Origin of the sequence: Flavobacterium sp., from assembly GCF_031363805.1 — a bacterium.
Classification (GTDB): Bacteria; Bacteroidota; Bacteroidia; order Flavobacteriales; family Flavobacteriaceae; genus Flavobacterium.
This window is the reverse complement of the sequence record NZ_JANLVD010000013.1, coordinates 17,991-40,820: the sequence shown is the minus strand read 5'-3', so window position 1 is coordinate 40,820 and position 22,830 is coordinate 17,991. Positions and strand designations below refer to the sequence as shown.

General features: G+C 31.4%; 15 protein-coding genes. 2 read left to right on the top strand and 13 right to left on the bottom strand.

Features of this window, described 5'->3' with window-relative positions:
• From RMN92_RS00785 to RMN92_RS00760, 6 genes are all read right to left on the bottom strand, one after another.
• On the bottom strand, nt 1–2,595 hold a 2,595-nt coding region (locus RMN92_RS00785; RefSeq protein ID WP_309607556.1), incomplete at its 3' end, for a sialidase family protein.
• A gap of 3 nt (nt 2,596–2,598) precedes the next feature.
• Complete coding sequence (locus RMN92_RS00780) at nt 2,599–6,849, bottom strand: T9SS type A sorting domain-containing protein (protein WP_309607555.1); 4,251 nt, start codon at nt 6,847–6,849, stop codon at nt 2,599–2,601.
• 75 nt (nt 6,850–6,924) lie between these two features.
• Nucleotides 6,925–9,108 carry a M12 family metallo-peptidase gene (locus tag RMN92_RS00775; protein ID WP_309607554.1) on the bottom strand — a complete coding sequence of 728 codons (2,184 nt, stop codon included), beginning with the start codon at nt 9,106–9,108 and terminating at the stop codon, nt 6,925–6,927.
• Nucleotides 9,109–9,942: 834 nt separating this feature from the next.
• Nucleotides 9,943–10,341 carry a hypothetical protein gene (locus RMN92_RS00770; protein ID WP_309607553.1) on the bottom strand — a complete coding sequence of 133 codons (399 nt, stop codon included), beginning with the start codon at nt 10,339–10,341 and terminating at the stop codon, nt 9,943–9,945.
• Nucleotides 10,342–10,549: 208 nt separating this feature from the next.
• A complete protein-coding gene (locus RMN92_RS00765; RefSeq protein ID WP_309607551.1) occupies nt 10,550–11,197 on the bottom strand; it encodes a metal-dependent transcriptional regulator in 648 nt (215 codons plus the stop codon).
• A 58-nt stretch (nt 11,198–11,255) separates the two neighbouring features.
• The gene (locus RMN92_RS00760; protein WP_309607550.1) at nt 11,256–13,127 is read right to left on the bottom strand and encodes an Nramp family divalent metal transporter; all 1,872 of its coding nucleotides are present in this window, start codon (nt 13,125–13,127) and stop codon (nt 11,256–11,258) included.
• An 82-nt stretch (nt 13,128–13,209) separates the two neighbouring features.
• Between RMN92_RS00760 and RMN92_RS00755 the strand changes: the two genes are divergently transcribed.
• Nucleotides 13,210–13,959: a transporter gene (locus RMN92_RS00755; protein ID WP_309607549.1), complete on the top strand. Its 750-nt coding sequence runs from the start codon at nt 13,210–13,212 to the stop codon at nt 13,957–13,959.
• 2 nt (nt 13,960–13,961) lie between these two features.
• Here RMN92_RS00755 and RMN92_RS00750 read toward each other — a convergent pair whose 3' ends face one another.
• The 7 genes from RMN92_RS00750 to RMN92_RS00720 form a co-directional block, all read right to left on the bottom strand.
• The gene (locus tag RMN92_RS00750; protein ID WP_309607548.1) at nt 13,962–15,080 is read right to left on the bottom strand and encodes an ATP-binding protein; all 1,119 of its coding nucleotides are present in this window, start codon (nt 15,078–15,080) and stop codon (nt 13,962–13,964) included.
• A gap of 146 nt (nt 15,081–15,226) precedes the next feature.
• Nucleotides 15,227–16,009 carry an enoyl-CoA hydratase-related protein gene (locus RMN92_RS00745; RefSeq protein WP_309607547.1) on the bottom strand — a complete coding sequence of 261 codons (783 nt, stop codon included), beginning with the start codon at nt 16,007–16,009 and terminating at the stop codon, nt 15,227–15,229.
• A gap of 11 nt (nt 16,010–16,020) precedes the next feature.
• Entirely contained in the window at nt 16,021–17,439 is a 1,419-nt protein-coding gene (locus RMN92_RS00740) for an ATP-binding protein (RefSeq protein ID WP_309607557.1), read from the bottom strand.
• 56 nt (nt 17,440–17,495) lie between these two features.
• Nucleotides 17,496–18,050 (bottom strand): CopD family protein, encoded by a 555-nt coding sequence (locus tag RMN92_RS00735; protein WP_309607546.1) that lies wholly within the window; start codon nt 18,048–18,050, stop codon nt 17,496–17,498.
• Between the two features lie 2 nt (nt 18,051–18,052).
• On the bottom strand, nt 18,053–19,180 hold the full coding sequence (locus tag RMN92_RS00730; protein WP_309607545.1) for a Fic family protein: 1,128 nt from the start codon (nt 19,178–19,180) through the stop codon (nt 18,053–18,055).
• Nucleotides 19,181–19,303: 123 nt separating this feature from the next.
• Nucleotides 19,304–20,326 (bottom strand): ferrochelatase, encoded by a 1,023-nt coding sequence (hemH, locus tag RMN92_RS00725; RefSeq protein WP_309607544.1) that lies wholly within the window; start codon nt 20,324–20,326, stop codon nt 19,304–19,306.
• An 88-nt stretch (nt 20,327–20,414) separates the two neighbouring features.
• Nucleotides 20,415–21,287 carry a helix-turn-helix transcriptional regulator gene (locus tag RMN92_RS00720; RefSeq protein WP_309607543.1) on the bottom strand — a complete coding sequence of 291 codons (873 nt, stop codon included), beginning with the start codon at nt 21,285–21,287 and terminating at the stop codon, nt 20,415–20,417.
• A gap of 229 nt (nt 21,288–21,516) precedes the next feature.
• Here RMN92_RS00720 and hemA point away from each other — a divergent pair, with 229 nt between their 5' ends.
• A complete protein-coding gene (gene hemA / locus RMN92_RS00715; RefSeq protein ID WP_309607542.1) occupies nt 21,517–22,758 on the top strand; it encodes a glutamyl-tRNA reductase in 1,242 nt (413 codons plus the stop codon).
• Nucleotides 22,759–22,830: the final 72 nt, after the last annotated feature.

Genomic DNA, 22,830 nt, shown 5'->3' with positions numbered 1-22,830 from the left:
TCCTGGTGATAAAAATTTTACAATTGGGTCTCTTGAACCTGCACTTGTACCATTCAAATAAATTGGTGTTTTAGAAAACGACCATTCCCAAGTGGCACCTGTATAATCCAAAATACTATAATCGCTGAATTTTATTTCTTGATTTACACAAACGTCTTTTATATTGGTGGTTGGTTGTGCCACAGGATTACTTTTTTCATAGAAAGATATTTCTTGAACTCCTATGGTTCCTGCCACTCTTAATTTTTCTTTAAAGTAAGACGGTTTTAAAAAGACATTACGAGCTGTAGCGGTTTGCTTCACTAAGTTTGATGAATAATCAACCCAATCGGTCATGGTGTTGTTTCTGTAATAACATTTTGAAGTTCCATAGGCCTGCCCCATTAAATAGACTCCACCATTAGTTCCATATTGATGAACTATTTGTTTGGATTGAAAATCATTTAAGATGGGTGTATTTAAATCCGTCCAAACCTGACCGCCATCGGTACTTTTAAATATCCGTGAAGTTGTATATTCTTTGTTGTAGGTCAACCAAATTTCATTTGTATTGGTCTGCGATATATCTATGAAAAGGTAGCGTCCGTTTGGTGTTAAATCTACATTATTAAATGTCAACTTACATAAAGTCCAGTTTAAACCAGCGTTACTCGTTTTCCAAAGACCCGTACTTTGTGTCATGACATAAATCACTTTAGCGTCTTTACGAGTGGTTTTTATATCCCAAACCAGTGATCCGAAATCTTTTAAAACCTGACTTGTTACGCCATTGTCATAAGATATTACAATGCTATTACCAGTTCCTGCATAAATAATATTACTATCAGTTGTGTTTGAAGTAGTATCGCTATTGCGTTCTCCAAAATAGTATAGGTTATTTTCTAATGTAAATGGAAAAGTAGAAGCGTAATTTGGATTATAATTGATATCTATTTGTTTAAAATCTTTGGCTTCACCAGAAAAATACATCGAATTGGGTCTGCTAAAAATGGCTTTTCCATCTGCTTCTTCCGCACCATAAACATATATTGCTTTTCCATTATTCCACTCTGGATTGTACATTGAATTGCCATTATGGAATTTTCCGCCACCCATTTGATCGGTATTAAAACCTAAATCAAATCCCCAATAATCCAAACCAACTAAACCTTTGCAAGTGCTTTTCCAGTTAGAAAGGCTTGTATAACCATCGCTAGATTCGCTCACACCACCATCAGTAGAAAGGACAACTGTGTTTCCAAAAAGCACCATATCTTGCATGTCTGGGTGGGTTCTAAAAGGTGGATCATAGCCACCAATTACATTAAAAGTTATACCACCATCTATTGATTTAAAAAAAGAGCAAACGCCAACAAAATAGGTATTTTCATTAACAGGAGAAATGCCAAAAACAAAATCGTAGTAACCTTGCGAATGTTTAATGTTAGTAACAGAAAGTGACGCAAAATTTTCGCCACTGTTCGTGCTTTTTATTAATTCTACTTTATTGTCAGTATCAAAATTTATACCCGATAAAGAAGCAATAGATACTAAATCTGGGTTTGCGTCCGATACGGCTATTAAAAAACCTTTTCTATTGATATTTACATTATAAGTGGTAGGTTTTACTGTCCATGTTAATCCGCCGTCTGTACTTTTATAGAAAACGCCTGCATTGTTAACCGCATAAGCAATAGTTGAACTCCCTGGCTTAAATTCCACATCCATAAAAGAGCCAGCTTGTTTAAGGCTGAAATTTAATCCACCATCGTTAGATACATAAATACCTTGGTTTGTTGATGCTAGAATTATTGAGCCACTACTAGACCATAAAATTTCGTTACAAATTGCTGCCACTGGCTTTACTGTCCAAGTTGCCCCGCCGTCTGAACTTAATCGGAACGGATTGCTTCCCAAAATTATTTTATTTACATCTGTTGGATGAAATGCGCTAGGACCAGGTGTTTGCGCAATAGTGTTCCAATTGGCACCACCATCCGTTGTTTTGTATACCAAACCTGTTTCGCCACTTGCCAATCTAATATTTGTTGAAGTTGGCGCTACACTGATGTAATATATACAAGTACTACTTACAATTTGCTCACCATTTTCAACTATTTCTTTAGATCCAATTTGCGACCAATTGTTTACTAAAACATTTTTATTATTAGTTTTGTTATAGTTATTGGTTCTGCTTTTTTCCTGATTTTCAGCATCTTTTGTAAACGCTTCTCTAGTTGGCATATTTATAAATCCAACTTCATTTATATAATTGTTAGGCACTTTATTTACAAAATTTATTGCAAATCGCACAATTGGATTTTCTGATACGCTTTCTTTAAGTTCGTTTTCTGGTTCATTTTCATTTTCATTTCTAACTTTATCTTTTCTTTCTTTTTTTTCAGCAATAACCCAATCGTTAACATCTGATTTTAATTTATTGACATTAATTTGGTCTGGATTGTCATAAAATTGATTTGCCCAACTTGGTGTTTCGCTATTTTTTGATGGTAAATCAGAAAAATTTATAAAATCTTTAATACTCATTTTGGTTTCTTGCGAGAAACTATTGATTGTCATTAAAAATAATAGCAATAAATAAATTTTAGTTTTCATGGTTTACTTTTTAATTATTTTCAAATAATTGTATTTATCATCAGATTTATTATGTAATATCAAAAAATACAAACCCTCAGCATATTGTTCCATATTTACTTGCAACAAGTTATCGGCTGTTTTTTCAAATTTAGAGGTGATAAACTTACCATCGATGTTGTAAATACTTAAACCAAATTCTGAACCATTCGATTTTGTATCAATAGTAAATGAATTGGTTGTAGGATTCGGAAAAGCAACAATGCTGGTTGCAGAATTTGAAATGAAATTTTCCATTGCCAAAACTTGGTCTGAAGCCAATGAAAAACATGAATTAGTTATTTGATAATTACTTCCTGCACATGGTGTTGACACTCGTTGAATATACAATTTATCATTAATCAAAGAAAATTTCAATTTTCCGTTTGCATCAGATTCAGAATAAACATTTGGAGAATCATTGTTTAAAACAGTCGAAAATGTTGCTGATCCAAAATGTTTATAATTGATGACATGAATTAAATTATTATCTAAATCTACATTCAAATAAGCAGTTGCAGTTGTGTTATTGCAACTGGTACCGATGTTTAGCGTAACAAAAACTCCTTTTTGTGTTGGTGCAAATGATGAAAAATCTTCAATGAGATTTGCACTCGAATTCGTTATTACATTGCCAGAAATTGTGTTGTTACAATTTGAAGGTTGAAGTGTATTATCAATTCCATTTTGATCGTCGTCCATTGCAGACCAGCAAGACGGGTTGAGTCTGAAATTTCCGTTTCCACAAGGATTAAAAATTCTTTTTACATATAGTTTATTGTTGCTAATAAAATAATTTACTTGTGCATTTGTAGTCAATGTGCTGGTTACAGAACTGGTTTCGTTTCCAACAATATCTGAATTTGTTGAAGCAAAATGTTGGTATCCAAGCACATGTATTATGTCTGAATCTAGGTTTACAATAGCTTTTAAATTATTGGTAGCGTTGTTGCAAGAAGTAAATGCATTTAGATTTACATAAAAAAGACCAGTGGTTGCATTGGCAAAATCTGTTACCAATATATCGCTATTGTTTGTAACCGCTGCCGATTGTGGGATTTGATTATCACATTTTTGTAATTCTGCAAAATCGCCACTGCTAATACCTGTTGTGCCGTAAGGTTGCCAACACGATTCTTGTAAAGTAACAGTTTTGCCAGTCTGACCAATTGATGCACAATAATTGAAAACATGGTTTAGATATAATGTTTTATTGATTAATGAAAAAGATACCTGTGCATAACGATTGCTAAAACTGGTTACATTGTTGGTATTGTTTCCTGTGACTTGTATTGGCAAAACGCCATCATCAAAATGACTATAACGGATCACACTAATTTGATTGGTATCTAAATTGACCATGGCAGTTAAATTGCCAGTCAAATTTTGACAATTGGTAAAAAGATTCAGTTTTACTAAAAATTTTCCGGTTGTTGCACCATTAAAATTCGTAACTATTCCTTGACTTCCCACAGCAATACTTGGGGCAATTGGAATAGTATTTACGCAATTTACTTCATAGTCAAAATCAGAATTTAAGTTTAAGCAAGTAGCAGCGTCATAATTTACAGTTACAAAATTTGTTACCGTTTTTGTGTCTGATATTCCTGAACTGTTGGTTACTTTTAACGTTGCATTTACAACTCCTGGTGATAAAAATTTTACAATTGGGTCTCTTGAACCTGCACTTGTACCGTTTAAATAAATTGGTGTTTTAGAAAACGACCATTCCCAAGTGGCACCTGTATAATCCAAAATACTATAATCGCTGAATTTTATTTCTTGGTTTACACAAATGTCTTTGACATTGGTGGTTGGTTGTGCTACAGGGTTACTTTTTTTATAAAACGAAATCTCTTGAACTCCTAGCGAGCCTGCGACTCTTAATTTTTCTTTGAAGTAAGTTGCTTTTAAAAAAACATTTCCGTTTAATGTTTTAGTCATTAAATTGGCAGAGTATTCAACCCAATCGGTCATTGTGTTGTCTCTATAGTAACATTTGGCATCGCTACCTATTCTTCCCATAAAATAAACTCCTCCATCAGAACCATATTGGTGTAGAATTTGTCTTGGTTCAATATTATTGATTGTTGGTGTTAACAAGTCTGTCCAAACTTGTCCACCATCGGTACTTTTAAAAACTTTTGCATCTGAAAAATAATTTTTATGGATTAACCATATTTCATTGGTATTTGTTTGTGAAACATCAATAAGACATTTAAGTCCCTCAGGTATTAAATCTACATTATTTAGGGTTATATTGCAACTTGTCCAATTTATACCACCATCAATAGTTTTCCAAAGACCAGTAGTTTCGGTCATAACATAAATCACTTTGGAATCTTTTCGAGTGGTTTTTATATCCCAAACTGGCGATCCGAAATTTTTTAGAACTTGACCAGTTGCACCATTGTCATATGATATCATAATGCTATTTCCAGTTCCTGAATAAACAATATTACTATCAATAGTATTTGAGGTGGTATCGCTATTGCGCGTTCCATATAAATATAGATTATTTTCTAATGTAAACGGAAAGGTAACCGTAAAATTTGGGTTATATGTTATGTCGATTTGTTTAAAGTTTTTACCAACACCAGAAAAAAACATTGAATTGGGTCTGCTAAAAATGGTTTTTCCATTCGCCTCTTCACCACCGCCAAGGTGTAATGCTTTTCCATTGTTCCATTCTGGATTAAACATATTATTACCGTTGTGGTATTTGCCACCTCCCATTTGGTCGGTATTAAAACCTAGATCAAATCCCCAATAATCCAAACCAACTAAGCCCTTGCAGGTGCTTTTCCAGTTATCTAGGCTTGTGAAACTATCGGTAGATTCACTCACGCCGCCATCGGTGGATAACACAACAGTATTTCCAAAAAGCACCATATCTTGCATGTCTGGGTGGGTTCCAAAAGGTGGATTATAACCACCAATTGCATTAAATGTTAAACCGCCATCTGTTGATTTATAAAAGGAGCAAATGCCAAAAAAATAGGTGTTTACATCGGCAGGAGAAATACCAAAAACAAAATCGTAAAAACCTTGCGAATAACCAATACTGGAGTTTGAAAGTAGTGCAAAATTTTCACCACTGTTGGTACTTTTAATTATTTCTACTGCATTACCAACATCAAAAGTGGTACCAGTTAAAGAAGCAATACACACTAATTCTGGGTTAGCATCCGAAACGGCTATTAAAAAACCATTTTTGTTATTATTTGAATTGTAGTTGGTAGGTTTTACCACCCATGTTAATCCTGCATCTGTACTTTTATAGAAAACGCCTGCATTGTTTATTGCATAAGCAATAGTTGAACTGCCAGGCTTAAATTCTACATCCATAAATGAACCAGTTTGTTTAATGCTGAAATTTATTCCGCCATCGCTAGACACGAAAACACCTTGGTTTGTGGCTGCTAGAATTGTTGTACCATTATTTGACCATAAAATTTCGTTACATTCTGCTGTAACTGGTTTTACTGTCCAAGTTGCCCCACCGTCTGAACTTAATCTGAACGGATTGCTGCCTAAAATAATTTTATTCACATCTGTTGGATGAAATGCGCTTGGGCCGGTGTTTTCTGATATAGTTGACCAATTGGCGCCACCATCTGTTGTTTTGTATAGCAAACCTGTTTCACCACTTGCCAGTCTTATATTGGTTGACGATGGTGCAACACTAATAAAATATATATTGGTGCTACTCACAATTTGCTTACCATTTTCCGTTATTTCTTTAGACCCAATTTGTGACCAGTTATTAGCTGAAACATTTTTATTATTGTTTTTATTGTAATTACTGGTTCTATTTTTTTCTTGATCATCAGCTTCTTTAAAAAAAGCATTTGTTGTAGGCATAACAATAAATCCTGCATCATTTATCCAGTTGCTAGGCACTTTTTTTACAAAATTTATTGCAAATCGAACAATTGGATTTTCCGAGATATTTTCTTTGAGTTCGTTTTCTTGTTCGCTTCTATTTTCTTTTTTTACATTATCTTTTTTCTCTCTTTTTTCAGCTATAACCCAATTATTAATATCTGTTTTTAATTTATTGACATTAATTTGATCTGGATTTGTGTAAAACTGATTTGCCCAACTTGGCGTGTCGTTTGTCTTTGCTGGCAAATCGGAAAAGTTAACAAAATCCTTAATATTCATTTTGGTTTCTTGCGAAAAACTATTCAGTATAAATAGAAAAAAAAGCAATAAATAAATTTTAGTTTTCATGGTATTTTTTTTAGTTGATTGGGTAATAATATAAAAATTAATTGCATTTGAAATGAGTGGAATAAACTTCATATTTTACAATTTTAAGACTTTGAAATTGACTTCCTTTTCGACAAATTTGAGTTTAAAGAAATAAGTTCCCGTGGCATATTTTGTCATATCTACATTTATTTCAGAATCATTCATTTGATTGTCATATAATAATTGACCCGCCACATTATAAATTGTAACATTTTGTATGTTCATATTGGCAACTATTGAAAGTAAATCAATAGTAGGATTTGGATAATAACTAAAATCTATGGTTCCAGCAGAACAAGACACAGTTGCTAAGTAACCTGCTTTGACATTATTTGAGGTGGACTCAAATCTTAATGTCAAAGATCCATCTATCGCTGTTGACGTAATAGATTTTGGAACTGTATTACCCGTTAATCCTGAATTTGTCAATTCTTTAAAAGTTGCATCAGGTCCATTATAAATATGTAGGTAATCCTGATTTAATTCTAAATCAAATTCAGTAAATGTAATTTTGGCTTGGGCTTTGGTATCGCCAGGAATAATCGTTCTGGTAATATTTTCGTTATTTTTATAATTTCCAGCGGCTCCACCTGAATCTGTTAACTGTATTCCTGAACAAAAATCTCCGCTGGTTGTAAATATAGATTTGGTGCCCAATAATCCTTCTGAACAACCATTTTTAAATAGAATTTTATAATATGTATTTGGCAAAAGTCCAGTTATAATTTGAGGATTTGTCGTCAATGTTATCCAACTGCCCGAAGTTTCACCAACAGGAAAGATTGAAACTTCCGATGAAATAACATTTGCTTCTTCAGTCCAACTTATTGTTGCAGTTGTGTTGGTAATATTTGATACACTTGAAGTTGTGATTTTATTAAAACAAGTATTTATACAAGTTGTACCCAAACAAGGTCTGCTTTCAATAAAATTTATAATTCTCTGCTTGGGTTGAGGACCAAAACCATTAGCAAAATTGACACCTACATCCACCAATTGGCAGTAGCTCATAAAGGTGCCTTTCTCTGCCCTAGGTATTATACCCGGTGGAACATAACATGCAAATCCTTCTGCACTTGGACTATACCATGATGCCACAGATGGACAATTGTCTATGGGCGTATTGTTGCCATTCCAAGAACAAGAATGGGTATGAGGTGAACTAAGTGTGTGCCCGAATTCATGTGCCATTAGATTTATTGTGTTCGAAAAAAGCGGAATGGCATCATACTCAAAATACAAATTGCAGTAGCTACGACCCCTACTACAATCTTGCATACCACCAGCTATTCCGCCCAAATCACCATCTTTTAAACCAACTTGCATTCCCATATTGGCATCAAAATTTGGTCTTATTGACTCAAACTTATTATAATACTCTGCGGATGTTGGTCCAACACTTTGGTACGGATCTTGAGTTGTCCAAATAAACAATGATTTAAAAGCAATTGAAATCCCATCATTATTATATAAAGTTTGAAGACTATTGAATGCGGCACTCATCCAGTTTGTTGTTTTGTAGATACTGCTTCCATTGGCTAAATAGAAATCGTAATCCATTTCATAATAAACAGTTACGCATTTTGTAGTTAAAGATTTGTTTTGACTTGAAATAATATTCTTTTCTTGAATTTCTCCATCACTTTCTAATTCATTACATTTAAAATTTTTGGGTATTTTCAAATTTGAGTCTGCATAAATGATATAATCTTCAATATTATTCGGTTTTTGAAGTTTTCCAATAGTCAGATTACTTAAATTTGCATTTGAAACAAGTCCAGAGAATTCATCTTTAAAAAAACTAAAAGAGGCAACAGACTTTTCATCGCCTTTTACAATACCCCGATAATGAATGCCTTTTTGATAGTTTATGTTTTTTTCTTTATCCGTATCGACATGAAATCCTTCAGCATAAATATCTACCTGATACAACTGAACATTAATTGTTTTTCCTTGATACGGAATTTCAATTTCAATATTGTGATATTTATTCGTAATAATTTTATTAACTTGTTCAAGATTTATTTTTGCTAAAGTTGCCTCATTGACTGTTTTTGAAATATCAATACCACCTTTGTTATCTGATGATTGAAAAGTTGAAATAGTTTCGAATTTAGTATTCTTAGAAATAAATTCTGCTACTTTTTTAGGAATTTCTTGTTGGGAATAACTAAAAAAATGGTTCAATAATATTATACCAATGAATACTTTTTTTATAATGGATATAATTTGCATCATGTTTCTAAAAATTTAGTTGTAATGTTAATAATTAATAGGTTTAATATTTTATCAATTAAAATGTTATAATGAAACAAAAATAATTTCAATTCATATTCCAAACATAAAAACTGATGTTAATGATTATTTATAAAAATTGCTAAAACGTACCAATTGTAAGATAAAGTATAAGATTATTGTAGTTAAATTTAAAGAGCTAATTAATTTGTAAAATTAAAAATGAATAAACAATCCTATTGCTGAAAAACGACATAAATTCCTGAAAAACGACTTTTTGTTTTAACTGAGTATTAAAAAAAGTAATTATTTGTCTTATATTTCTGTTAAAATTTAGTAAAAAGAATTCGTCGTATGGAATTAATTAAATTAACTACAAACCCATTGGGTTCAATTACTTAAATTATCTAAAAAAATGATTTATTATTGAAAATAGAATATATTAAAACGTAAATGTCAGTCTGAGATTGTCGAAGAGCCAATTAAAAGACACTTCAACAAGTTAGTGTTACAAAATCATAATAATTTAGCTATAAAAAAATTACACCCAACGGGTTAACTACAAATTAATTTTTTCCCTTAAAAAATAAAGTCAGTTAAAACCAAATTGTCTGTCTACCGTTTTTAAAGTCTGAATGTAAAGAATCCTTCACAGCATTAGTGAAACAAAATTGTAAAAAATTGTTTAAAAAAATAATTACTGTAATGGGTTAAAAAGAAACAATTAATAAATTCGAAAACCAATATGTAGAAATTAGAAAAATATAAAAGGGTCAAATTTAACTAAATTTGACTCTTTTAATAATGAATAATATTTTCTTACTAATAGGATTGAAATTAAAAATAAATCTTTACAAAATAATCTTTAGGATATGTAACAACACCGTTTTTTGGATAGGGTAAAACACCAATTTCGGTTATTTTTTTGGAAGGATAATAATCTGCGAACCAAGCCAAATTTTCTTTGTATAATTTTGGAGAAAGTAAAATATTTTCATCTTTTACAAAATTATTGTCTTTGTAAACAGAAACAATAATTTCAATTTCACCTGCCCAAATACAATTTACACCTTCTGGACAACGAGAGTCATTAACAACACTTTTCAATACAAGTTGGGTTCCTTTTTTCTTGATGACTTTTTGAGTAAAAATTTCAGATTTACTCACACTGTTTTTTTTTTGAGAACAAGCAGAAATACCGAATAGAATGATAAATGATAGGATTATATTTTTCATGTTATTATTTTTTAGATTTGCTAATTTCAAAATCAAATTTACCTAATATGGATCTTTTGATACTAATAACAAACCAAATAGCAATAATTTAAGTTGACTATTAAAGTTTGTTCAACAAATATATACCTAATTTAATAACAAAAGCTTATGAATACAAGAAAATAAAACAACATTCATTATTGTAGATTTTTACAAAAGTCTTCTTTACCTATTTAACATATAAATTAGTAGCGATTTTATTTGAAATAGTAACTGTTTTATCGTTAATTTTGACTGTAAAAGTATTGTCAAAAATTTCTTTTTGAACAATTTTTAGTTTCGTGCCTAAAGAAATTTTTTGCTTGTCTAAATATTGTAAAAACTCTTTAGATGTATCTTTTACACCAATACAAATATATTTTTTATCAACCAATCCGTCAGACAATAATTTTTTGTCTATAATGAGGATTTCGCCTTTTTTATTTGGGATTTCGTCACCATGAGGATCTTCGGTCGGAAAGCCCAAAAAAGCATCTAATTTATTGATTAGTTTTTCAGATTTTATGTGTTCTAATTCCTCAGCAATTTCATGTACTTCATCCCAAGAAAATTGTAGTTTTTCAACCAAAAAAACTTCCCACAATCTGTGTTTTCTAACAATCATTTTAGCAGTCAATAAACCATGTTCTGTTAAGTTTACACCTTGGTATTTTTGATAAATTAAAAGACCTTTTTCTGTTAATTTTTTAATCATATCTGTTACTGAAGAAGCTTTGGTTTCTATCATTCCGGCAATAGCATTTGTGTTTACGCCTTTTGGCGACACATGAGACAAATGATAAATAACTTTAATATAATTTTCTTCAGATGCAGTCATTCGATTGAATTTTAAAAATTGGTTTAGCCCAAACAATACTATAATGTAATGTCCCGATTTAATTTTTTACTATAAATAATGGTATTGATATTTTGTGTCTCAATTTATCGACTGTTGTTCCAAACAAAATATCTTTAAGACCTGTGTGTCCATGAGTTCCCATGACAAGAACATCAAAATTTGACTCATTGATAATCTTGGCAATTGTAGCATTTGGTTTTCCAAAACCTAGTTTCGTATTGACTTTAAATCCTTTATGAGTCAACATATCTTTATATTCTTTTAGCAATTTTTCGTCAATAATGGTTTCGTGATCGTCAATATTATCTCCATAAATAATAGCGCCAACAGTTTCAACTACGTGAATAAGAGTATAATTTGCATCCATGCCACCCAATTCGAATGCGCTATTAATTGCAATTTCATCAGCGGAAGAAAAATCTACAGAAATGGCAATATTCTTTTTTGTATAGCTTCCAGTCTGCGAAAATTTTAGTTGCAAATTGTGTGGCGAATGATTGTCAATATTGTGTTTTGCCTTTGTAATAAATGGTTTAAAAACAATGTAGAGCAGCAAAACTAAAAAGCCAAAAGCCAGCGGAACAACTGTGAGCCAAAGAATTACTGGATTACTCGAACTTTGCAACCAACCTTGAATTTCATTGAAAACCAATTTTGCATTGAGCGAAACTATAATTAAAGCAACAATCCAAGAAGCAATTTGAGTGGTTTTTGAGATGTGAAAACCTTTCATTTTAGATTTATCAGAAACAAAATGTATCAGTGGAATAATGGCAAAACCCAATTGCAAACTTAAAATGACCTGACTTAAAATCAACATTTTTCCTGTGACGCTTTCGCCAAAAATCGAAATCACAATGACTGCTGGAACTATCGCAATTAATCGAGTAATAATGCGTCGAACCCAAGGTTGAATGCGTAAATTCAAATAGCCTTCCATAATAATTTGACCAGCCAACGTTCCTGTTATAGTCGAACTTTGTCCAGCAGCAATCAAAGCTACAGCAAACAAAATTGGTGCCCATTTTGTTCCTAACATGGGTGCCAAAAGTTGGTGTGCATCTTGAATTTCTGCCACCTCAAATAATCCGTTTTTATAAAAAGTAGCTGCTGCTAATATTAGAATGGCCGCATTTACAAAAAATGCCAAATTTAAAGCAATGGTAGAATCTATAAAATTATATTTTAAGGCTTGTTTGATTCCGGCCTTACTTCGGTCAAATTTTCGGGTTTGAACTAAGGAGGAATGTAGGTATAAATTATGTGGCATAACGGTTGCACCAATAATGCCAATAGCAATATAAAGTGCTGCTTCGCTTGGTATACTAGGAATTAATCCAGACAAAACACTTTTTATTTCTGGCTGTGCAAAAATCATTTCAAACACAAAAGAAAATCCAATAATAGCTACTAAGGCAATAATAAATGCCTCCATTTTTCTGATGCCTTTATTGATTAGAAATAATAACAAAAAAGTATCTAAAACAGTTATTACCACTCCTTGTATGAGTGGAATTCCGAAAAGCAAATTAAGTCCAATTGCCATTCCCAATACTTCTGCCAAATCGCAAGCGGCAATTGCAATTTCGGCAAGAAAATACAAAATATAATTAATAAATTTTGAATATGTTTCACGAGATGCTTGTGCCAAATCCCGTTGCGTAACTATTCCCAATCGAGCGCTTAAACTTTGCAGTAATAACGCCATAATATTGCTCATTAATAAAACCCAAAGCAAGGAATAGCCAAACTGACTTCCGCCAGCCAAATCTGTTGCCCAATTTCCCGGATCCATATATCCTACAGAAATTAAGTAGGCTGGGCCGAAAAATGCCAATATTTTTCTGAAAATGGTTGTTTTACCTTGTGTGGCAACCGTTTGGTTTACTTCTTCTAATGATTTACCCATTTTTAAATATTTAAAATTCAAATATATGCAAAAAATTTAGTTTTGTAAAATAATATTTTTAGTTTTGTCTAAATTTAATTTTATGAAAACTAAAAATATTATTTGTTTGTTGTTTTTTACATACAATTGCTTTGGGCAGGATTTGCCATCAATTCAAACCGATAGACCTGACCAAACAGAATGTCCTTTTATAGTTCCCACACATTATTTTCAATTTGAGAACGGATTTTCTTATGAAAAAACGAATGAAAACTTTAAAGAAATTGTTGCGCCTACTATATTGACTCGTTTCGGAATTAATGATCATTTTGAATTGCGGTTGATTACAGAATATTTGGTAAATAGGAATTATTCTGAGAGAAATTCAGGATTTAATCCAATTTTAATTGGATTTAAATCAAGACTTTTCGAGGAAAAGGGATTAATTCCTTTAACTTCTTTTATTGGTCATATAGTAGTTCCAAAATTAGCATCATCAGAATATATAAAACAATATTATACACCAGAATTTCGATTTACAATGCAACATACCATCAGCAAAAATCAATCTTTGAGTTACAATATTGGTTCAGAATGGAATGGTGAAACCGCACAACCCACTTTTATTTATACCTTAACAACAGGTTATACTTTTTCAGAAAAAATTAGTGGTTATGTTGAATTATATGGATTTATTCCTCAATTGGAAAAACCCGACCACCGTTTTGATGCGGGCTTTTGTTACTTATTTAATCCAAATCATCAGTTGGATGTTTCGGGAGGTATTGGATTTTCAGCTATTTCACCAAAATATTTTGTTTCATTGGGCTATTCTTTTCGAGTTAAAATATAATTTTACAGTAAAAAATCCCAAAAGTTTTCTTTGTGAATCACTTGCGTTGTTTTTGGATGGTATTTTTCTGTAAATGATTTTGTGAATTTTACTTTTACTTTGGGATTGAATTTTATTTCAAACGCGTCAATTTCATCATTTTTTATTTCTAGAAAATCAATTTCAGCTTGTTGGGTATTGCGCCAGAAATAAGTTTCTTTGTACTGGTTTTCATAAAATAATTTCTTTTTTCTTTCGCTAATTACAAAATTTTCCCATAATGCTCCGAAATCATCGCGAAGTTCTATGGGTTTAAAATTTTTAATGATTCTATTTCGCAAACCATTATCCCAAAAATAAACTTTTTTGCTCTTTTTAATTTCATTGTCTTGATTGCTACTAAAGGCATTTAAACTAAAAACAATAAAGTTTTTTTCGAGAATGTCTATATATTTTTCAACAGTTAACCGATTTATTCCCAAATCGTTGCCCAAAGAATTGGTGCTAATTTCAGAACCAATTCTAAATGCAAGCATTTGTGCCAATCTTTGTAATGTTGAAGATTTTTTGATACCTTCCAGATTCAAAATATCTTTATACAAAAACCCTTCTGTTAAATCATTCAAGATTTTTTCTTCATTTCCTAAATTAATAACTACTTCTGGATAATATCCATAAACCAAACGATGATTTATTAGTCTCGTTTCTTCAACAAAATTAGTATGTTTTACCATTTCTGAATAACTCAAAGGAAAAAGTTGTAGTTCTTCTTTACGACCAACCATACTTTCTTTGGTTTTATCGGCCAATTCAAAGGCACTGCTTCCAGAAGCAATAACTTGAATTTCAGGAAAATTGTCCACCATTCTTTTTATCAATAATCCTATGTTATGAATCATTTGGGCTTCATCAATAACTAAAACTGAATGGGTTCCAATAATAGCTTTTAGCCTATCCGAAGTAATATTTTCCAATAATTGTTGTGTGTCTGGTTCATCTCCATTAAGCCAAATAAATGATTTGTTTTTAATAGTATTCTTTATTAAAGAAGTTTTTCCTACTTGTCTGGCTCCAAATATAAGTATTGCTTTTCCTTTAAAAAGGTAGGAATCTATTTGTGATTGTTGGATTCTGGCTATCATTTTGCATTTATTTAAAATACAAATATATAATAATTTGATATTACAATATCAAAAAAGTATAATAATTTGATATTACGATATCAAAAAAGTATGATAATTTGATATTACGATATCGAAAAAGTATAATATTTTGATATTTAACGTATTTATTGCCCTTTAAATTCAGCTTTTCTTTTCTCCAAAAAAGCATTAGTTCCTTCTTTAAAATCATCAGTGGCAAAACATTCTCCAAAAGTCCTAATTTCGACATCAAAACCATTTACACCATCTTTAAAATTGGCATTTATTGCTTCAATTGCTTTTGAAATTGCTATGGGAGAATTTCTCATGATTTTGTCAGCTAATTGATTATAGGTAGCAAACAAATCTGCTTGTGGTACTACGTGATTGACCAATCCATAGGCTTTTGCTGTTTGAGCATCAATCATTCCTGCGGTCATAATCATTTCCATGGCGCGTCCTTTGCCAACCAATTGCGGCAAGCGTTGTGTACCACCATAACCAGGAATTACGCCCAATGATGTTTCTGGCAATCCCATTTTAGCATTTTCTGAAGCTATGCGAAAATGACAAGCCATTGCCAATTCTAGTCCGCCACCCAAAGCGAATCCATTGATAGCAGCAATTACTGGCGTTTTTAAATTTTCTATAAAATTAAATAAAATTTCTTGTCCTTTTCTTGCCAATGTTGCCCCTTCTTCGTCAGAAAAATGAGCAAATTCTGAAATATCGGCACCAGCCACAAAAGCTTTTTCACCACTTCCAGTTATAACGATAACTTTTATTTCTGGATTTTGTTCTGCCAGTTTTAAAGTTTCGTGTAGTTCTTGAATGGTTGCTTTATTTAAAGCATTTAATTTTTCTGGACGATTAATAAAAATAGTTGCAATCCCTTTTTCGTGCTCGATAATTATATTTTCTAATGCCATAATTTGATTATTTATTGTTTAATTATTGGAAGTGACACTATAAAAGTGGTTCCTTTTCCTAATTGTGATTCAAATGTAATAGTTCCGTTGTAATTTTCTATAATATTTTTAATAATTGCCAAACCTAGTCCCATTCCGCTAGATTTCGTGGTGAATTTTGGTTCAAAAATACGATCAAAATCTTTAATTAATATTCCTTTTCCGTTATCTTTCACAGAAATTACAGCATGGTTAAATTCTTTTCGAACGGAAACAACAATGGTTTTGTTTTCTTGTTCTTCTGGGATTGCTTGAATGGCGTTTTTAACCAAATTGGTAATTATTCTAATGAGTTGCGTTCTGTCAATCTTGGTAATAATTTCTTCAGAATCGGCATTGAATTCTATGTATTCTTCGTTAAAAATATCAAGTGTCAAATCAACTATGTCGACCACATTCAAAGTTTCATTTTGTTGTGCTGGCATTGATGCAAAGTTCGAAAATGCCGACGCTACGGCGCTCATGGTGTCTATTTGTTGGATTAAAGTTTTGGAATAATCGTCTAATTTTTGATTTACATTTTGATCATTTACATCAAATTTTCGTTGGAAACTTTGAACTGTTAAACGCATAGGTGTGAGCGGATTTTTGATTTCATGTGCTACTTGCTTAGCCATTTCGCGCCAAGCTTCTTCCCTTTCACTTTGCGCCAATTTGTTGGCACTTTCTTCAAGTTCATCAATCATATTATTATAGGATTGCACCAAGCGATCAATCTCATAACTATTGCTTTTTAATTCAATTTTTTTATTTTTTTGTGTTAAACTAGTTTCTGTCAATTTATCGGCAATAGTTTTTAAAGATTTGGTAATAAATCTCGATAAATAATAAGCAATGTAAATTGATATAATTATCATGCCAATGTAAACCAATCCGAAAATTGATAAAAATTTTTCTAATTCGTTTTTATAAAAAGTATCGTCTTCTTTGTAAGGGAGTTTTAATATTCCAATAGGTTTTTTTTCGATATAATCCATTAAATAGCTATAGGAATATCTGTATTTATCACCTTCCTTTTCTGCCAAAGTAACGAAACGATTGTCTTTGGAATGCTTAACATTTTCAAGAATATAAGTTGGAATAAGAGGCGACAATTGTCCTTCAATGTTAGGCGCATTAGAATTAATAATGAGCCTTCCTTTTAAATCATAAATATTAATTACTAGATTGTGAATGTCTGAAATTTCAAAAATTCTTGACTGAAAAATAGCAGGAATATTTTGAGTAATTAATGGATGTGGCGTTTTTGAAAGTACATAAATTATATGTTCTTTAATTTGCTTCTCTTTTCTTTCTAATCTTTCTTGGTGGTATTCCTTATTTTCAATTTGAAATTGAAGAATAGAAACACCCGCAATTAATATTGAAGAAATAATTGTAATAAGAATCATGGAAAGAAAAATTCTAACCCGCAACGACCAACTTTTAATAGATAAAACAGTATTCACTAACTTTTTGATTTTTCTCGAATGTGTTTGTAAAATTTGAATCCTAACATTAACAAAATTGAAAATAGAATAATTCCGATAACTCCATAAATCCAATTCACTGCATTTTTCAAAACCACCAAAAATACTACTGCAAAAAGAATAATGGTAGCGCCTTCATTCCAAATACGCATGTAATTGGAAGAATATTTGAATTTTTCATTTTGTAATTGCCTAAAAATTTGGTGGCATTTTAAATGATATAAATACAGCACAAAAACAAAGCCAAGTTTCACGTGCATCCAAGGCATTTTCAACCAAGCTTGTCCCAAAGGCGTAAAAAATAACATCCAAAACGCAAAAATACTAGCCAAAATGGCACTTGGCCAAGTAATAATGTACCACAATCTGTAGGACATTATTTTAAATTGAGAAAGTATAATTTCACGATCTGGCGATGGTTTTTCGTTAGCTTCAATTTGATATACAAATAAGCGGACAATGTTAAATAATCCCACAAACCATGTGATTACAAAAATTAAGTGTAGCGATTTTAGGTAATTGTATAGTTCCATTATTATTTACTATTAAATAAATCTAGATAATCTTTAAACACATAAAATTTATTTCGTTGTGCTCCCGAAATTTCTTTTATTATTTCTAATTTTTCTAAATCTGCAATGAGTTTGTAATGCGTTGCTTTAGATTTATTAATGATTTTTTCTACCATTGATGCATCAATAATAGGGTTTGTATAGAGAAAATCGATGATTTTTTGCGCTTCAACACTTCTGATTCCTAATGTTTTTATCTTTAAATCCAGATTTTTTTGCAATTGCATAATTCCATTAAAAGTTTCAACCCCATTTTTTGCGATTTCTATAACTCCTGTCAAGAAAAACTTCAACCATTGATTGATGTCGTTATGCGTTCTTGCTCGCATCAAATTATCATAATATAACATTCTGTTTCTTTCAAAAAAATCAGATAAATAAAGAATTGGTTGCTTCAAAATTCCTTTGTCGACCAAATACAATGTGATAATCAATCTACCAACCCGCCCGTTTCCATCTAAAAACGGGTGAATGGTTTCGAATTGATAATGAATTATTGCAATTTTTATTAAATCTGGTAATGGATTTAATTCGTCATTTGCAAACTTTTCTATATCCGACATTAATTCGTTTATTTCTGTATAACTTGGTGGAACAAATACTGCATCGTCAATACTTGCGCCACCAATCCAGTTTTGACTGGAGCGATATTCTCCGGGTAGTTTATGCTTTCCACGAACTCCTTGGAGTAATATTTTATGGGTTTGTTTTATTAATCTCGAAGAAAAGGGCAATGTGTGCAACAGTTTAACAGCTTCGTTCATTGCGTTTATATAATTTTGAACTTCTTCCCAATCGTCCCTTTTTTCTTCAGAAATATCTTTTTTATTTAAAAAAACATCTTCAACATTTGTTTGTGTTCCTTCAATTTTTGAAGATTGCGTCGCCTCTTTAGCGATGTGCATTCTTATAAAAAGGTCAATATTCACGTATTCCGAATACATATCCAATCTACCTAAAAAACGATCCGCTTTACTTAACAATTGTAAAACAGACATTTCATCTACTTGCCAATTCTTATTAATTAGATTTGGTTGAAAACTTTTATAGTAACCTTGACTTATGTATTTGCCTGATATAAAGCTTTTCATTTTTGAATATTCATAATTTTTACAAATATAGAATTAATTAGTTTAAAAAAAATTATAAAAATTAAACTTAATTTAGTTTAAGTTTAAAATTTACTTAAAAACCATACTTAAATAAAATTGAGTTTAGTTTTTATTATTCTTAAACTCTTCAACCCAACTGGCAACTAACTCACACCAAGCATCTTCATCATTCAAACACGGAATCGCCATAAACTCTTCGCCACCATGAACTTTGAATTCGTGGTTGGCTTCCATGGCTATTTCTTCGAGAGTTTCTAAACAATCGGATACGAATGCTGGCGTAACAACCGCTAGTTTTTTTATGCCTTTTTCTGGCATTTTGTTAATTTCTATGTCAGTATAAGGCGTCAACCATTTGTCTCCAGCCAATCTTGATTGAAATGTTTGGCTATACTTTTCTTTTGGAATGTTTAAATATTCCGTTACCAATTTTGTAGTTTCGTAACATTGGTGACTGTAGCAAAACTCATGTGCTGGACTTGGTGTACTGCAACAAGTTCTATCAATTTTGCAGTGCGATTTGGTAATATCTGTCTTCCGAATATGGCGTTTTGGAATTCCGTGGTAAGAAAACAGCAACTGATCATATTCGAATCCTTCCAAGTGTTTTTTAATACTTTCTGCCAAAACCTTGATATAATCTGGTTTGTTATAAAATGCTGGAACCGTAGTAAATTTCATTTCTGGAAAATGTTTGGCTCGCAACTCTTCAGCCAAAACTATAATTGTTGTGGTTGAAGCCATGGCATGTTGCGGATACATAGGAAAAAGCATCACTTCTGTTACACCTTTGTCTTTGAGTTCTTGCAAACCTTTCATGATAGTTATTGTGCCATAACGCATGGCTAAAGCGACGGGAATATCTACTAGACTTTGCACTTTTTTGTGCATTTTTTTAGAAATCACAATTAATGGCGAACCTTCATCTGTCCAAATTCTGGCATAGGCTTCAGCCGATTTTTTGGGACGTGTTTGCAAAATGATGCCTCGAACCAATAAGGCTCGCAGTAAAAATGGCACATCAATAACAAATCGATCCATTAAAAACTCATCTAAATACGGCTTTACATCTTTTGCGGTTGGGCTTTCTGGCGAACCAAGATTTACGAGTAATACTCCTTTCATTATAAAATTTAATTTTTGTTAAAAGTAATTATTCTTACTTTTTAATTTTTATGATTAACAATTATTTATTTCTTGTTTGATGTGCCAATTAAATATTCACATTCAAAGCCATTAAATATTTTTTCGGTGTGGTTCCGAATTTCTTTTTGAAAGCCGCAATAAAATGACTTCCTGTACTATACCCAATTTTCAATCCTACCTCATTGACATTATACGAGCCAGAATCCAGCAGTTTCCTTGCGTGTTCCATTTTATGATCAAACAAAAACCCGTAAACCGTATCGCCATAAATTTGCTTGAAGCCCATTTTTAGTTTTTTAATATTCAACCCTATTTGATCGGCTAATTCCTGCAATCCTGGTGGTTCGGCCATATTGGCAATAATGATTTCTTTGGCTTTTTTTATTTTTAATACATTTTCTTCATCAATTAAAAAGGGACATTGCTCTGCGTTTGGATCTTCATTTCTATTAAAAAATAAACTCAACAATTCGTATCCTTTGCCTTTGTAATACAAATTTTTGATTGATGGATTCAAGTTGTAATGAAACATTTGATTTAATACAATGGCCATGGATGGCGAAATGTTTTCTTCGCCGTAATATTTTTTGTCTCGATTTTCATCACTCAAAAATGGTATGTGTTCTGCATCGGTAGAAAATAATCCATGAAACTTTTTAATTGATACCAAAATAGAAATCACCCATGATTTTGGCGCAATTTCCAAATGCAATGGCAATTCTTTCTGTGGATTGTAAAACAATAATGATTTTTCTTCCTTCAAATCCAAAGTGTAATTCCCTTGATTGAAAATAAATTTGGCATTGCCTTTTAAACCAAAATGAAATTGAATCAAGCCGTTATGGACTTGACGTTCAAACGAAATTTTCTCGTCGGAATCGTTTTGAAAACGAATTAAAATAAAATCGTCATCAATTTTTATTTCTTCTCTAGAACCCACAGCGATATTTTTTTTAGTAAATAAAAATCAAAAGTGAAATATTTATTTAGAATTGTTCTAAATTAATAAATTCAAAAGTGTTGATTTTAATACAAATTTAAAAGAAATAACGATAAAAAGACACTTTTAATTATAAAAATCTTTAAGCGACACAAATAGACCTTCTAGCGTTATTTTTGTAAACACGATAGTAATACTTTTGTTGAGCTTTTTACTTGAAGTGAAAACTATGGAGAATAATACAATGTCAAAGCACGTTTCTTTTTATGCCATTGGGCTAAATTACAAGAAAGCCGATGCTGTGATAAGAGGGAAATTTAGCATTGACTCACAATCTAAATCCAACTTATTGCTACAAGCCAAAGAAGAAGGAATAGAAAGTTTAATCGTTACTTCAACCTGCAACAGAACCGAAATTTACGGTTTTGCACAACACCCATTTCAATTAATAAAGTTGCTTTGCGAAAATTCTAACGGAACTGTAGAGGATTTTCAGAAAGTAGCTTATGTATACAAAAATCAAGAAGCAATTTCACATTTATTTAAAGTAGGAACCGGTCTAGACAGTCAGATTTTGGGCGATTTTGAAATTATAAGTCAAATAAAAATTGCTTTTAATGAAAGTAAATTGCTTGGTTTGGCTAATGCTTTTATGGAAAGATTGGTAAACGCCGTAATTCAAGCAAGCAAAAAAATAAAAACCGATACTGAAATTTCATCAGGTGCTACTTCCGTTTCATTTGCTTCGGTTCAATACATTTTGAAAAATGTTGAAAATATTAAAGAAAAAAATATTTTGCTTTTCGGAACAGGAAAAATTGGGAGAAATACTTGCGAAAATCTAGTGAAACATTCTAAAAATGAACACATTACTTTAATAAATAGAACCAAAGATAAAGCTGAAAAATTGGCTGGAAAACTCAATTTAATTGTAAAAGATTATGCCGATTTGCAACTTGAACTTCAAAAAACAGATGTTGTGGTTGTAGCAACAGGAGCGCAAAATCCAACAATAGATAAAGCAATTTTGAATTTAAAAAAACCATTACTAATTCTGGATTTATCTATTCCAAAAAACGTTCACGAGAATGTAAAAGATCTAGAATATGTAACTTTAATTCATTTGGATGATTTATCTCAAATTACTGATGAAACTCTTGTTAAAAGAAAACAACATATTCCTGCCGCTGAAGCCATTATCGAAGAAATTAAAGATGAATTTATTGCTTGGATGAATGGTAGAAAATATGCGCCGACAATTCATGCTTTGAAAGCAAAATTGAATACAATTAAAGAAAAAGAATTGAATTTTCAACGAAAAAAACTGTCTTCGTTTGATGAAGAACAAGCAGAACTTATAAGTAACCGCATCATTCAAAAAATAACCAACCATTTTGCAAATCATTTAAAAGATGAAGATACAATGGTTGATGAAAGCATCAATTACATTAATAAAATATTTCAATTATAATTCAAAATAAAAAATCAACTTAAATTCACAAATTCTAAAAATTGTGAATTTGCGGTAAAAAAATTGCACCAA